Source organism: Streptomyces sp. NPDC017448 (genome assembly GCF_044330565.1).
In the GTDB taxonomy this organism is placed as follows: domain Bacteria; phylum Actinomycetota; class Actinomycetes; order Streptomycetales; family Streptomycetaceae; genus Streptomyces.
The window spans coordinates 198,035-211,670 of sequence record NZ_JBIRLM010000010.1; the positions used below are offsets into that span (position 1 = coordinate 198,035).

Sequence of the window (13,636 nt, forward strand, 5' to 3'; positions counted from 1 at the left end):
GTCCACGTGTGCGAAGGGGCAGTGTCCATGACGATCCACCGAGCCGTCGTCTCCCGAGTGCGGCCGCTCACCGCGACCATGACCCGCCTCACCTTCCACGGGGAGGGGCTGGCGGGCTTCCGGACCACTGGGACCGGCGACGAGTACGTGCGGATCTTCCTCCCGCACGGCCCGGACCGCACCGAGGTCTCCCTGCCGCGGACGACCGAACAGGGCGGCTGGGAGACCCCGGCGGGGCAGCCCGTCGCCCCGATGCGCACGTACACCGTCCGCGCGGTGCGTCCGGAGGCGGGCGAGATCGACATCGACTTCGTCCTGCACGAGGGCGGAGTGGCCTCCACCTGGGCCGCCGGGGCTCGGCCCGGAGACGTCATCGGCGTCAACGATCCGACCGCCCTCTACAGCCCGCCCGCCGACCTCGCCTGGCAGGTCCTGGTCGCCGACCAGACCGGTCTGCCCGCCGTCGCCCGCCTGCTGGAGAACACCCCGGACCACGTCAGGACCCGGGTGGTCCTGGAGGCCCCCGACCCCTCCGCCGTACTGCCGCTGCGGGAGCTGCCCGACTCCAAGGCGACCTGGACCTACGGCGGGAACGGCCACGGACCGAGCCGCCTGGCCGACCTGGTCGCCGCCGCCGTCCCGCCCGGCACGGACCTCGCCGGCGGGTACGTGTGGGTCGCGGGGGAGACCAACGCCCTGCGCGCGGCACGCCGTTACCTCCGCCGCGACCTGGGACTCCCGGCGGACCGCTTCAAGGTCGTCGGCTACTGGATACCGAACTCCGACACCTGGTCCGAGCGGTACGAGGCGCTGCCCGACGCCGTGCGGGCCGAACTGGAGGCCCTGTGGGACGGCCCGGCCGGCGACTCCGTGGACGTCACCATCCGCTACGAGGCCCGGCTGAGCGAATTCGGGCTCTGAGCCGGGCCCCTGACGGGGCGGTGGACGCCACGGCGCTCCGCGAGGCCCGACGGGCCGACCCCGGAGCCGGCGGGTAGGGTCGCGGGGCGATCACATGAAGTAATCATTGTTCAAGTGGCTGGAGGATGCGGTGACCAATCCGTTCGAGGACGAGGACGGCGCCTACCTGGTGCTCGTCAACGACGAGGGACAGCACTCCCTGTGGCCGGCCTTCGCCGAGGTGCCCGCCGGATGGGCCGTGGCGCACCCCGAGGACACCCGCCGGGCGTGCCTGGACTACGTCGAGCGGAACTGGACCGACCTGCGCCCCAAGAGCCTGATCGAGAGCATGGCGACCGACCCCGCCTGAGGCCCCGAAACCGTCGGCCCCCCGCCCGGGCGGGACCACGGCCACGCCTGGAGGGCTCCCCCGCACTTGGTCCTCGGCGGCCCCGCACACCGCGTGCGGGGCCGCCGTCGTCCCGTCGCCCGCGCCGCCCCGCCGAGCACCCCCGGCCAGGACATTCAGCTTGCCGTTCGACCCTCGGGCCGCCCGCAGGTGGATCAGTCGATCCAGATCAGCATCGCGTGACCGGCGGACGCGGCGCTCTGGAAGAACTCTGCCAGGGGAGTGAAGAGGTCGCCGGCCCACTCCAGCGAGGCAGGCGAGTCCCAGATCTGGGGGTAGATCTCGGCCTTGGTGAGTTCGGATGGGTCGACATCCTGGATGAGCTGGTCGTACGTCGTCCGGTGCAGGGCGTCAGCGGCCAGTCGTACCCGTTCCGGGGTCAGGTACCGCGGCGGTCCGTACCCCCAGTCATCGGTGGCGAGAGGTTCCTCGCCGTGGACGACGTCGACGGGGAAGACCGAGCGTTGCAGGAGGAACCCGAGCAGGTGCCATGTCTGGTGTGTGGTGAAGTGCCGCGCCTCGGCCGGTGCAGGCTCACCCTCCGTCTGCGCGTCCTGGATCTCCTCGACGAGATTCCACGCCCACTCGGGATCCCTCAGGGCCCGGTCCAGTTCGGCAGGCGTGACGCGCAGGTACTCCCCGTTCATGCTCATGGGCGGCAGCATACGGAGCGTGTCCGACAGCGGCGTCGGCCGGCCCTGAACCGGTACGCACTCTGTGCGGCGGGGCTCGGCGCCCTTCTTGTGGTGAGCCGGCCGGGCGTATGCCTCGCCAGTGGCAAGCACCCGCCCGACGTCGTGACGGGGCGCCGGTCGCCGGTTCTTCCCGTCGGCGGCCGCCCCGGGGCCGGGCGGTAAGGCTCTGGTGCGCCGGGAGCACACGTTCCGCCTGTCCAAGCAGACACTCGGGTGGACCAAGCCCCGGCTCCATCGACGTCCTGCGGGCGACGCGCCGGCTGCCCCGTTCCGCCGAGGAGGCGGCCCGATGAGCGAGCACCCGGCCCTCGCGACCGCTCCCGCGGGCGCCCCCGTTCCGGCGGACGGCGTGTGCCGCCTCGTCCTCGGCGCTCGGGCGGCGACAGCGCGGCGGGCCGCGTCACCGCCGTATGACGTGTGCTGCGCGTTCGTTGCCGTCATGTTGCGGGACATGACGGGCCGTTGCGGGTTCGTGGCCATACGGACGAGGCGCTTTCGGGGGTGCGGACGGGCGGCCTACGGTCCGTACCCAGACCGTCACCGCCCCGTGCGAGGAACCACATGAGCCAGCCGCTCGACTCCGTCACAGCAGGCCACACCCCCGAGGACCAGGACCGCGACGTCCCGGGAGCCGCCTGGTCGTTCGAGACCAAGCAGATCCACGCGGGCGCCGTCCCGGACCCGGCGACCGGCGCCCGCGCGGTGCCGATCTACCAGTCGACGTCCTTCGTCTTCCGCGACACGCAGCACGCGGCCGACGTCTTCTCCCTGGCCGAGCCGGGCAACATCTACACCCGTATCCACAACCCCACCCAGGACGTCCTGGAACAGCGCGTCGCCGCGCTGGAGGGCGGCGTCGCGGCCGTCGCGCTGGCCTCGGGACAGGCCGCCGAGACGCTGGCGATCCTCACGCTGGCCGGGGCCGGGGACCACATCGTCTCCTCCCCGTCGCTGTACGGGGGCACGTACAACCTCTTCCAGCACACGCTGCCGCGCTTCGGCGTCGAGGTGACGTTCGTCGAGGACCCCGAGGACGTGGAGGCGTGGCGGGCGGCGGTCCGGCCCAACACGAAGGCGTTCTTCGCCGAGACGCTCGGCAATCCGCGCGGCGACGTGCTGGACGTCCGGGCCGTCGCGGACGCCGCTCACGGGTCCGGGGTGCCGCTCGTCGTGGACAACACCGTGCCGACCCCGTTCCTTCTGCGGCCGATCGAGCACGGCGCGGACATCGTGGTCCACTCGGCGACCAAGTTCCTGGGCGGCCACGGCACGACGATCGGCGGGGTGGTCGTGGACGCCGGGACGTTCGACTTCGGGGCGCGTCCCGAGCGTTTCCCCGAGTTCCACGAGCCCGACCCGAGCTACCACGGGCTGCGCTACTGGCCCGACCTCGGCCCGAGCGCGTTCGCGGTGAAGCTCAGGGTGCAACTGCTGCGCGACCTGGGCCCCGCGCTGTCGCCGCACTCGGCGTTCCTGCTCCTCCAGGGCATCGAGACGCTCAGCCTGCGGCTGGAGCGGCACACCTCCAACGCGCTGGAGCTGGCGCGCTGGCTGGAGCGGCGCGACGAGGTGGCGGCCGTGCACTACGCGGGGCTGGAGTCGAACCGCTGGTACGAGGCCGGGCAGCGCTATCTGCCGCGCGGCGCCGGGGCCGTGCTGGCCTTCGAGCTGACGGGCGGGGCCGAGGCGGGCCGGCGGTTCGTGGACGCCGTCGAACTGTTCAGCCACCTCGCCAACATCGGGGACGTGCGGAGCCTGATCATCCACCCGGCCTCCACCACGCACAGCCAGCTCACGGAGGAGCAGCTGATCGCCACCGGGGCCACGCCCGGCCTGGTGCGGCTGTCGGTGGGGCTGGAGAACGTGGACGACCTCAAGGCCGACCTGGAGGCGGGCTTCCGGGCTGCGAAGGCGGCGTCCTGAACCGTTCGGCCCCGCACCGTGCGCTTCCCCTCCCGCCCGCCTCCGGCGGCCGGCGGGAGGGGGATCCGCCCGGTCGTCGCCGCTGGGCGGCGATCGGCGACCCGCTGCCCCTGGAGTCCGGCGTCCGGCTGCCGGGGGTGCGCCTGGCGTACGAGACCTGGGGGCAGCGGACGGCGGACGGATCGAACGCCGTGCTCGTGCTGCACGCGCTGACGGGCGACAGCCATGTGGCGGGTTCCGCCGGGCCGGGCCACCCCACGCCCGGTTGGTGGGACGCGCTCGTCGGCCCGGGCCGCCCGATCGACACCGACCGCTGGTTCGTCGTCGCGCCCAACGTTCTGGGCGGTTGCGGGGGCAGCACCGGCCCCTCCTCCTCCGGACCCGACGGCACGCCGTGGGGATCCCGGTTCCCGCGCCTGAGCGTGCGGGACCAGGTGGCGGCGGAGGCAGCGCTCGCCGACGCCCTGGGAATCGGCCGGTGGGCGGCCGTCCTCGGCGGGTCGATGGGCGGCATGCGGGCCCTGGAGTGGGCGGTGAGCAGGCCCGAGCGCACCGGTGCGCTGCTCGTGCTCGCCGCCCCGGCCGCCGCCTCCGCCGAGCAGATCGCCTGGGGGACGGTGCAGATCGGTGCGATCCGCTCCGACCCGGGGTGGCGGGGCGGTGACTACCACCGGGCCGCCCCCGGCGACGGCCCGCACCGGGGTCTGGGGCAGGCGCGCCGCATCGCCCACATCACCTACCGGAGCGAACCGGAGCTGACCGCCCGCTTCGGCCGGGAGCCGCAGCCCGGCGAGGATCCGTCGCACGGAGGCCGCTACCGCGTGGAGTCCTACCTCGACCACCACGCCGACAAGCTGGTGCGCCGGTTCGACGCCGGAAGCTATGTGACGCTCACCGAAGCGATGAACGGGCACGACGTCGGGCGGGGCCGGGGCGGAATCGCCCGCGCACTGCGCCGCGCGGAGCTGCCCGCCCTCATCGCGGGCGTCGACTCGGACCGGCTGTACCCACCGGCGCAGCAGGAGCTGCTCGCGGAGCTGCTGCCGGGGGCGGACGGCGCGCGCACCATCGTCTCGCCCCGCGGGCACGACGGGTTCCTCGTCGAGACGGATCAGGTGGGCGTGCTCGTACGGGAGTTGCTGGCGCGGGCGCCGCAGCCCCGGCCCGGTCCCCCCTCTTCCCTCCCCTCCCATCACCGGACCCCCGAGGAGCTTCCATGAGCCCGGCATCGACCGAGGACGCCTACGACCGGGTACGGACGCGGCAGTGGTCCCGCGGCCGGGCCCGCTCAGCCGGAATCGAACGCCGCGACCTGCTGAAACAGGTCACGGCGGCCTCGACCGCCCTGCCGTTGGCCTCCCTCGCCGCTCCGGCGCGGGCGGCCGGCGGACTGCCCGGAGTGGTGAAACCGCTGCCGCCGGAGCTGTTCACCCTGCGCGGCACCAACGCGGAGACGAACTTCGCCGCGCTGCGGGGCACCGGCCGGCTCACCCCGGCCGACCGGTTCTTCGTCCGCAACCACACCTCCACCCCGCGCATCGACCGGGACGCATGGCGGCTGACGGTCTGGGGCGACGGGCTGCGCGGCGGGCCGGTGACGTTCGGCTTCGCGGATCTGCTGGAGCTGCCGGCGGTGACGCGTACGGCGTTCGTCGAGTGCGCGGGCAACGGGCGCGGCTTCTTCACCTCGCAGCAGGGCCAAGCGGTCACCGGCACCGCGTGGACGCTCGGCGCGATCGGGACGGCGCGCTGGCGCGGTGTGCGGCTGGCGGACGTGCTGCACCGGGCGGGGATCGGGCGGCACGCGGTGGACGTGCTGCCGCGCGGTCTGGACGCCGAAGTCGTCAGCGACGGGGTGAACCTGGGCCGGGTGCGCCGTCCGTTGCCGGTGGCGAAGGCGCTGGACGACGTCCTGCTCGCGTACGAGATGAACGGCGAGCCGCTGCCGCCCGACCACGGGTTCCCGGTGCGGCTGATCGTGCCGTCCTGGGTGGGCGTCGCCCACATCAAGTGGGTCGGCGACATCGAGGTGAGCGCCGAGCCGCTGCTGACGCCGTGGAACACCGGTCTCTACCGGCTGTTCGGCCCCGAGCACCCGCCCGGGGGCAGCGCGCCGCTGACCCGGCAGACGCTGAAGAGCGCGTTCGAGCTGGCCCCGGGAGCCGTGTTCCCCGCCCACCGGCGGGCACTGCTGACCGGTCGCTCCTGGTCGGGCGAGGCTCCCGTGCGGACCGTGGAGGTCAGCACGGACGGGGGCGCGCACTGGCGGCAGGCCCGGCTGCGGGACGCGCCGAGGGCCGGGAGCTGGGTGCGCTGGACGGCGGACTGGGCGCCGAGGGAGCGGGGGCCCGCCGTGCTGCTCGCGCGGGCGACGGACCGTTCGGGGCGCACACAGCCGGTGGCCACCGCGCACAACACCCAGGGCTATCTGTTCGACGCGGTGGTGCGGCATCCGGTGACGGTGAGCTGAGCCCGGCGCCGCGCGGTACTCCATCCGCGACCACGCCCCCGTGCCGTGCCCAGCGCAGCACCACGACCGTCGTGCGCAGCCGCTTCGCGGCGGCGGAGCCGGCCAAGGGGCCGGCCAGGGGGCCGGTCGCGCAGGGCCGGGAGGACCAGCGCTGGACGCTGAACCGGGCGAAGACGGTGATCGGCCGGCGCTTCCATCTGGCGTACACGGTCCAGGGTGTGCGGAAGCTGCTGGTGCGCAACGGCTGGTCCTGCCAGGTCCCGGCCCGTCGTGCCATGGAGCGGGACGAGGATGCGGTCGCGGGGTGGGTCAAGGAGGTGGGGCCCCGCGCGGAAGGTCAGCGGCGGCCCGTGGGGCCTGGCTGGTCTTCGAGGCCGAAGCCGGCTTCTCCAGGACGCCGCCGCACGCCAAGACAGGGTCACCACGAGGCCGCACCCCGGTGGTCCGGGTCCGAGGCCGTTCCCGCAGACGCATCTCCATAGCAGCGCTGACCTGCTGCAAGCCCGCCCTCCGCACCCGACCTCAGCCCCGTCGAAGGCATCTGGTCCCTCCTGCGGCGCGGCTGGCTCTCCACCGTCGCTTTCTCCACACCAGAGCACCTCATCCGCACAGTCCGAAACGGCCTACGGCACATCCAGTACCGCAGCAACCTCATCGACGGCTGCCCCACCGAGACCGGCCTCACCATCCGACCCGCCTGACCCAGCAGCACGACATCCCGAGTTCAACCTCAGTAGTTGCCGGAGCGTGACCGGGGCGGCGGTTGGCGGCCGGGCCACGGGGCAGGGGGACGGGAAGCCAGGAGAACAGGAGCACCGTCCCGATGTCCCTTCCCTCGTACCCGGACGCCTCGTACCCGGGAGAGCCCGCAGGCGACCACGGCCCCTACGGGGATCAGGCGCCCGCCCCGACGAACGGGTTCGCGGTCGCCGCCCTCGTGCTCGGCCTCATCGCCTGCCTGTTCTTCTGGACCATCGTGGGCGGCCTGCTGCTCGGCCTGCTGGCGATCGTCTTCGGTATCATCGCCGCACTCCGCACCCGGCAGGGCCGCGCCCCGCGCCGGGCGATGGCGGTGGTCGGCGCCGCGTTCGGCGCGCTCGGCCTGATCGGCTCCGCGATCGTCCTCGTCCTGGCCGTCTCCGTGTTCGACTCCCAGGAGTTCAAGAACTTCCAGGACTGCGTGGACCGGGCCGACAGCCGGGCGGCCGAGGACCGGTGCTCCGAGGACTTCATCGACGGACTGGCGGGTTGAGGCTTCCGGTACAGCCGCCCCGCGCGGGGCGAGGCGTACGCTCGGTGCCATGGTGCACGTACTGAGCAGCAGGATTCTGCTCCGCCCCACCGACCCCGAGCGTTCGCGCGCCTTCTACGGCGAAGCACTGGGCCTCGCCGTGTACCGCGAGTTCGGTACCGGGCCCGAGCGCGGCACGGTCTACTTCCTCGGCGGCGGCTTCCTGGAACTCTCCGGCAGGAGCGAGGCCCGGCCCTCGCCCTCCGTGCGGATCTGGCTCCAGGTCGAGGACGCCGAGGCCGCTCACGAGGAACTGCGGGCGAACGGCGTGACCGTTCTGCGCCCGCCGCGCCGTGAACCCTGGGGGCTGGTCGAGATGTGGATCGAGGACCCCGACGGGGTGCGGATCGCCGTCGTCGAGGTGCCGGACGACCACCCCCTGCGCTACCGGCCCTGAGCGGTGGGCGCGGCCTGCCCGGTCCCGACGGGCCCCGGACTCCGCACGCCGTCCGCCCGGCCGGTGCTCTCCCGCACATCAGTCCACCCCCGCCCGGCGCCGGGCCGCCGGTTGCACCCGCGGCGGCGGTTTGCCACGGTGTGGGTGGGTAGGCGAGCCGGTGATCACGGGTGGCACCGCCCGCTGGACCGTCCGCAACGGAGCACCGAGCAGAAAAGGAGGGTTCGATGTCCTCGAAGCGACGTCGCAAGAAGAAGGCCCGCCGCAAGAACGCCGCGAACCACGGCAAGCGGCCGCAGAGCTGAGAAGACGCCCCGGCCCCCGCAAGCTTCCCTGCTTGCGGGGGCCGCGGCGCTTTCCGTGGGCCGGGGGAGGGCCGTGCGGAACTCGGGTCCTCCTCCTGATGCCCGGCCGGCGTGGGATTCACACACCGAGCGGGGCCGAGGGCTCCGTTCCCGCCTGGGCGCAGACCGACGCCGCCGCCCCCGACGCGTACTCCAGCATCGCCTTCGTCCGCTCGGCGGTCAGCTCCGTGGACCAGTCGGCCTCCGCCCCCAGCCAGGTCAGCATCCCCGCCATGAACGCGTCGCCCGCGCCGATGGTGTTCACCACCCGCACCGGCCGGGCGGGCACGGAGACCGCCGGGGCGCCGTGGACGTACGCCGTGGCCCCCCGTTCGCCCCGGGTCATCACCACCAGCCGCCCCCGCTCCGCCAGCTCCCGGCAGCTCGCCTCGGGGGCCGCGTCCGGCCACAGCCGCACCAGATCCTCGTCGCTCGCCTTCACGACCCGCGCGAGAGCGCACAGCTCACGCAGCCGCCCCAGGCTCCGTACGGGGTCCAGGGTGCGGTCCTCACGCACATTGGGGTCCACCGCGAGCAGCCCGGAACGGGCGGCCTCCCGCGCGACGGCGGCCACCACCGCCGCCGCCGGCTCCACGACCGCGGCCAGCCCGCCCGCGTACACCGCGCCGAAGCGCCCCGCTTCCGCCGCCCGGTCGGGCAGCGCGAAGGTCGCCGTGTCCCCGAGGTGGAAGCGGTATGTGTTCCCGTGGACGCCGGGGTCGGCCACCGCGAGCGCCGTGGGCAGCGCCGGGCGGGCGCTCAGCGACAGGTCGACGCCCGCCCCGGCCAGCCACCGCTCGACGGTGTCCCCGAAGGCGTCGTCGCCGATCCCGCCCACGAAGGACGCCCGCCCGCCGAGCCGGGCCAGCCCCACCGCCACGTTGGCCGGCGCCCCGCCCGGCTGGGCCACGCGGACGCCGGCGCCGCCCTCGGCCGGGACCAGGTCCACCAGCGCCTCGCCCACCACGAGGACGGAACGCTCCCGTCCGGAACGGGCGACCGGAGCCTCCGTCACGGCTCCACCACGATCTTGCGTCCGATCCCCGCCCGGAAGCGCTCGATCGCCTGCGGATACTGCTCCAGCGGCAGCCGGTCGCTGATGAACACCGACGCGTCCAGCACCCCGCTCGCGAAGAGCGCGGCGGCCCGCTCGTAACTGTGCAGGACCGCCATCGACCCGGTGATGGTGATCTCCTGGTTGTAGATCCTGTACGGCTCGATCACCGCCCTCGTCGCGTAGTCCGCGACCCCGAACTGGAGGAACGTACCGCCCTTGGCGACCCGCCCCAGCCCGTCCTGGATCGCCGCCGCGTTGCCCGTGGCGTCGATGACCACGTCCCAGCCGCCCGGACGGTCCAGCTCCTCGGCGCGGGCCGCCGCACCCGTACAGCCCAGGGTCGTCGCGGTCGCCAGCCGCCGGGGGTTGACGTCCAGCACGTCCACCGAGGCGGCGCCGGTGCGCTTGGCCAGCTCCAGCATCATCAGGCCCATGGTGCCGGATCCGTAGATCAGCACCTCGGCCCCGAGGTTGCCGTTGAGGACGTCGTACCCGCGCACCGCGCAGGACAACGGCTCGATCAGCGCCGCGTCCCGGACGTCGATGTGCTCCGGCAGGCGTACGCAGTTGGCGGCGGGCGCCACCGCGTACTCGGCCGCGCCACCGGGCACGGTGACGCCGATCGCCGCCCAGGCGTCGCACAGGTTGCCGCGCCCCGACCGGCAGTAGCGGCACTCGTGGCAGTGGAGCGAGGGGTCCACGGCCACCTTGTCGCCGACGGACAGCTCGGTGACGTCCGCGCCGACGCCGACGATCTCCCCGGCGAACTCGTGCCCCGGCACGATCGGCAGGGTGGGGGCGAACTCCCCCTGGAGGATGTGGAGATCGGTTCCGCACAGTCCGCACGAGGCGACCTTGACGACCACGTCGCGCGGGCCGGGCGCGGGGTCCGGGACGGTGGTCACGGAGACCTTGCCGACCTCTTCGACGATGGCTGCCCTCATTTGACTGCTCCCAGCGAGAGGCCCTGGACGAGTTTGTCCTGGGCGGCGTAGCCGGCGACGAGCACCGGCAGGGACACGACCACGGACGCCGCGCACAGCTGGGCGAGGAAGAGGCCCTGGCTGGTGACGAAGGCGGTCAGGTGGACGGGCGCGGTACCGGCGACCACGCCGGTCAGCACCCGGGCGAACAACAGCTCGTTCCAGCTGAAGATGAAGCAGATCAGGGAGGTCGCGGCGATCCCGGGGCCGGCGACCGGGGCGACGACCCGGCGCAGGACGGTCGGCAGCCGGGCCCCGTCGACCTGCGCCGCCTCGATGATCGAGACGGGTACGTCCGCGAGGAAGGACTGCATCATCCACACCGCGATCGGCAGGTTCATCGAGGTGTAGAGCAGGACCAGCAGCCAGATGTTGTCCAGCAGCCCCGTGTTCTTCGCGAACAGGTACACCGGCAGCAGCCCGGCGACCACCGGGAGCATCTTGGTGGACAGGAAGAAGAACATCACGTCCGTCCACTTGCGCACCCGCCGGATGGAGAGCGCGTACGCGGCCGGCAGGGCGAGCAGCAGCACCAGCACGGTCGAGAAGAACGAGGCGCCGAGGGAGTTGACCAGCGGGGGCCACGGCGTCGGACCGCCCCCGCCGCCGAAGAAGGCGCGGTAGCCGTCCAGCGTCAGGGCGGCGGCGATCGACGGCGGGTTGGTCGCCGCGTCGGCCTCCGCGTGGAAGGAGGTCAGCACCATCCACAGGGCGGGCAGGCAGAAGCCGATCCCGACGGCCCAGGCGACCACGCCCAGGACGGCCGAGCGGCGACGTGCCCTGCGCGTCGCGGCGTGGGCGGACGCGGGTGCGGTGGTCGCGGTCGAGGCGCTCATGCGCGGCTCGCCTCCTCACGGAAGAGGGAGGAGACCACCCGCAGGGCGAAGGTGGCGATGATGATCGTGCCGATCACCACGACCACGCCCGCGGCGGACGCCAGCCCGTACTCATGGGCCCGGTAGAAGGTCTCGTAGACGGTGTACGGGAGGTTGGCGGTGCCCAGACCGCCGGAGGTGATGGTGAAGACCGCGTCGAAGTTCTGCACGATGTACACCGATCCGAGCAGGACGCCCAGCTCCAGGTAGCGGCGCAGATGCGGCAGGGTCAGATGGCGGAAGATCTGCCAGGACCCGGCCCCGTCCAGCCGCGCGGCCTCGGTGATCTCGGCGGGCCGGCTCTGCAACCCGGCCAGCAGGATCAGCATCATGAACGGCGTCCACTGCCACACCAGCGCCGCCTCGACCGCGATCAGCGGCATCTCCGACGTCCACTCCGGCTGCGCCACGGACTCGATGCCGAACAGTTCGCCGAACCAGGTGAGCGCCCCGTTGAACAACCCGTACTCCGGGTTGTAGAGCGCGTGCTTCCACAGCAGCGCGGCCGAGACCGGCACCAGCAGGAACGGGGTGATCAGCAGGGTGCGCACGAACCCGCGGCCGAAGAAGGCGCGGTCGAGCAGCAGCGCGAAGGCGAGCCCCAGCACGACGCTGACGACGACGACGGACGCGGTGAGGACGACGGTCGTCACGACCGACTCGCGCAACGCCTCGTCGGTGAAGACCGACGCGTAGTTGGAGAACCCGGTGAAGCGGCGCTTCTCCGGCTTGAGGGAGTTCCAGTCGAAGAACGAGATCACCAGCGTCGCCACGAACGGCAGTTGGGTGACGGCGATGAGGAAGACGAGCGCGGGCAACAGGGGCGCACGGGTCGCCCACGCGCGCCGCCGGGCGCCGGCCGGTTTCCTCGCCGGGGCCTCGGGAGGCGCGGCGGCCTCTCTCGCCGCGGTGGCGGTCATCGGTACTCCTCCGCGACCTTCTCGGCCAGCTTCTGGGAGGCGGCGAGCGCGGCGTCCACCGACTGGCGGCCCGCGATGGCGGCGCTGATCTCCTGCGCCACCTTGGTGCCCAGATCGGTGAACTCCGGTACGCCGACGAACTGGATGCCCGCCGTGGGACGGGGCTGGATGCCCGGGTTCTTCGGGTCGGCCTCGGAGATGGCCCGCTCGGTGACGTCGGCGAACGCCCCCGCCTCCGCCCGGTAGTCGGGGTTGGCATAGGTGGAGGCCCGTTTGCCGGCCGGGACGTCGGCCCAGCCGCTGGTGGCCCCGACCAGTTCCTCGTACTCCTTGCCGGACGCCCAGGAGACGAACTCCCAGGCGTCGTCGGTCTTCTTGGACGCCTTCTGCAGCCCCCACGCCCAGGTGTACAGCCACCCCGAGCTCCTGGTCCGTTCGACGGGGGCGGGGACGTACCCGATCCTCCCCTTCACCGGGGAGCCCTCGGCCTCCAGCGACCCGGCGCCCGCCGTGGCGTCGTACCACATGGCGGTCTTGCCCTGGGTCATGTTGTTCAGGCACTCGGCGTACCCGGACTGCGGGGCGCCCAGCTCCCCGTGCTCCCGTACGAGACGGACGTAGAACTTCGTCGCCCTCGTGAACTCCGGTGAGGTCAGACGCGGTTCCCAGTCCTCGGTGAACCAGGTCCCGCCCATCGTGTTGACGACCGTGGTGAGCGGGGCGATGACCTCGCCCCAGCCCGGCAGCCCGCGCAGGCAGATGCCCTTCATCCCGCGCTCCGCACCGTCCGCCCGCTCGGCGAGTGCCGCCACCTCCTCCCAGGTCGGCTTCGCGGGCATGGTGAGGCCGTGCTTCTCGAAGACGTCCTTGCGGTACATCAGGAAGGACGACTCGCCGTAGAACGGCTGGGCGTAGAGCTTGCCGTCCTCCGCGGTCAGCGAGTCCTCGAGCGGCTGGAGTATGTCCTCCTGGTCGAAGGAGGCATCGGCCCGCGCGTACGCGTCGAGAGGGCTGAGCCAGCCGTTCTTCGCGAAGAACGGCAACTCGAAGTTGCTGATGGTGGCGATGTCGTACTGGCCGGCCTGGTTGGAGAAGTCCTGGCTGATCTTGTCGCGTACGTCGTTCTCCGGGAGCACCGTGAAGTGGACCTTGATGCCGGTCCTCCCGGTGAAGTGCTTCGCGGTCAGTTTCTGCAACGTGACCATCTGCGGGTTGTTCACCATGAGGACGTTCAGCGCGTCACCGCCGCCGAAGGAGGTCCCGCCCGCCCCGGCGCAGCCGGTGGTGAGCAGGGCCAGTGCCGCGGCGGCCGCGGCACAGGCGCGGCCACGGGGACGTGGCCGGCGACGGCGTCCTGGGTGGGGCATGGGGG

General features: G+C 73.0%; 15 protein-coding genes and 1 pseudogene. 10 read left to right on the forward strand and 6 right to left on the reverse strand.

Annotation, left to right across the window (positions count from 1 at the left end; all coding sequences use genetic code 11):
- The first annotated feature begins 27 nt into the window (after window positions 1-27).
- Together ACH4K1_RS18875 and ACH4K1_RS18880 are read left to right on the forward strand one after the other, a co-directional pair.
- Complete coding sequence (locus ACH4K1_RS18875) at window positions 28-921, forward strand: siderophore-interacting protein (protein ID WP_398090419.1); 894 nt, start codon at window positions 28-30, stop codon at window positions 919-921.
- 130 nt (window positions 922-1,051) lie between these two features.
- On the forward strand, window positions 1,052-1,270 hold the full coding sequence (locus ACH4K1_RS18880) for an MbtH family protein (protein ID WP_398090420.1): 219 nt from the start codon (window positions 1,052-1,054) through the stop codon (window positions 1,268-1,270).
- Between the two features lie 194 nt (window positions 1,271-1,464).
- On the opposite strand, the gene ACH4K1_RS18885 is transcribed toward ACH4K1_RS18880, so the two are convergent.
- A complete protein-coding gene (locus ACH4K1_RS18885) occupies window positions 1,465-1,962 on the reverse strand; it encodes a YfbM family protein (protein ID WP_398090421.1) in 498 nt (165 codons plus the stop codon).
- 603 nt (window positions 1,963-2,565) lie between these two features.
- On the opposite strand from ACH4K1_RS18885, the gene ACH4K1_RS18890 reads away from it, so the two are divergent.
- From ACH4K1_RS18890 to ACH4K1_RS18925, 8 genes and pseudogenes are all read left to right on the forward strand, one after another.
- Window positions 2,566-3,927, forward strand: a complete 1,362-nt coding sequence (locus ACH4K1_RS18890; protein WP_398090422.1) for a bifunctional o-acetylhomoserine/o-acetylserine sulfhydrylase — start codon at window positions 2,566-2,568, stop codon at window positions 3,925-3,927.
- On the forward strand, window positions 3,924-5,147 hold the full coding sequence (locus ACH4K1_RS18895) for a homoserine O-acetyltransferase (protein WP_398090501.1): 1,224 nt from the start codon (window positions 3,924-3,926) through the stop codon (window positions 5,145-5,147). The genes ACH4K1_RS18890 and ACH4K1_RS18895 overlap by 4 nt, the downstream gene beginning before the upstream one ends.
- Entirely contained in the window at window positions 5,144-6,397 is a 1,254-nt protein-coding gene (locus ACH4K1_RS18900; protein WP_398090423.1) for a sulfite oxidase, read from the forward strand. The genes ACH4K1_RS18895 and ACH4K1_RS18900 overlap by 4 nt, the downstream gene beginning before the upstream one ends.
- Before the next feature lie 176 nt (window positions 6,398-6,573).
- Complete coding sequence (locus tag ACH4K1_RS18905; RefSeq protein ID WP_398090502.1) at window positions 6,574-6,879, forward strand: winged helix-turn-helix domain-containing protein; 306 nt, start codon at window positions 6,574-6,576, stop codon at window positions 6,877-6,879.
- A pseudogene (locus ACH4K1_RS18910) lies at window positions 6,837-7,098 on the forward strand (transposase). The gene ACH4K1_RS18905 and the pseudogene ACH4K1_RS18910 overlap by 43 nt, the downstream one beginning before the upstream one ends.
- Before the next feature lie 122 nt (window positions 7,099-7,220).
- The gene (locus ACH4K1_RS18915) at window positions 7,221-7,649 is read left to right on the forward strand and encodes a DUF4190 domain-containing protein (RefSeq protein ID WP_398090424.1); all 429 of its coding nucleotides are present in this window, start codon (window positions 7,221-7,223) and stop codon (window positions 7,647-7,649) included.
- A 49-nt stretch (window positions 7,650-7,698) separates the two neighbouring features.
- Entirely contained in the window at window positions 7,699-8,085 is a 387-nt protein-coding gene (locus ACH4K1_RS18920; protein WP_398090425.1) for a VOC family protein, read from the forward strand.
- Between the two features lie 227 nt (window positions 8,086-8,312).
- On the forward strand, window positions 8,313-8,390 hold the full coding sequence (locus ACH4K1_RS18925) for a 50S ribosomal protein bL37 (RefSeq protein ID WP_373465217.1): 78 nt from the start codon (window positions 8,313-8,315) through the stop codon (window positions 8,388-8,390).
- 118 nt (window positions 8,391-8,508) lie between these two features.
- Here the strand turns inward: ACH4K1_RS18925 and ACH4K1_RS18930 are convergent, their stop codons facing one another.
- From ACH4K1_RS18930 to ACH4K1_RS18950, 5 genes are read right to left on the reverse strand one after another with little or no spacing between them, the layout of a single operon-like run.
- Window positions 8,509-9,444, reverse strand: a complete 936-nt coding sequence (locus tag ACH4K1_RS18930) for a PfkB family carbohydrate kinase (protein ID WP_398090426.1) — start codon at window positions 9,442-9,444, stop codon at window positions 8,509-8,511.
- Window positions 9,441-10,430, reverse strand: a complete 990-nt coding sequence (locus ACH4K1_RS18935; protein ID WP_398090427.1) for a zinc-dependent alcohol dehydrogenase family protein — start codon at window positions 10,428-10,430, stop codon at window positions 9,441-9,443. The genes ACH4K1_RS18930 and ACH4K1_RS18935 overlap by 4 nt, the downstream gene beginning before the upstream one ends.
- A complete protein-coding gene (locus ACH4K1_RS18940; protein ID WP_398090428.1) occupies window positions 10,427-11,305 on the reverse strand; it encodes a carbohydrate ABC transporter permease in 879 nt (292 codons plus the stop codon). The genes ACH4K1_RS18935 and ACH4K1_RS18940 overlap by 4 nt, the downstream gene beginning before the upstream one ends.
- The gene (locus ACH4K1_RS18945) at window positions 11,302-12,264 is read right to left on the reverse strand and encodes a carbohydrate ABC transporter permease (RefSeq protein ID WP_398090429.1); all 963 of its coding nucleotides are present in this window, start codon (window positions 12,262-12,264) and stop codon (window positions 11,302-11,304) included. Before ACH4K1_RS18945 ends, ACH4K1_RS18940 begins: the two co-directional genes overlap by 4 nt.
- Window positions 12,261-13,631, reverse strand: coding sequence for an ABC transporter substrate-binding protein (locus tag ACH4K1_RS18950; protein ID WP_398090430.1), 1,371 nt, complete (start codon window positions 13,629-13,631; stop codon window positions 12,261-12,263). Before ACH4K1_RS18950 ends, ACH4K1_RS18945 begins: the two co-directional genes overlap by 4 nt.
- Between the last annotated feature and the right edge of the window lie 5 nt (window positions 13,632-13,636).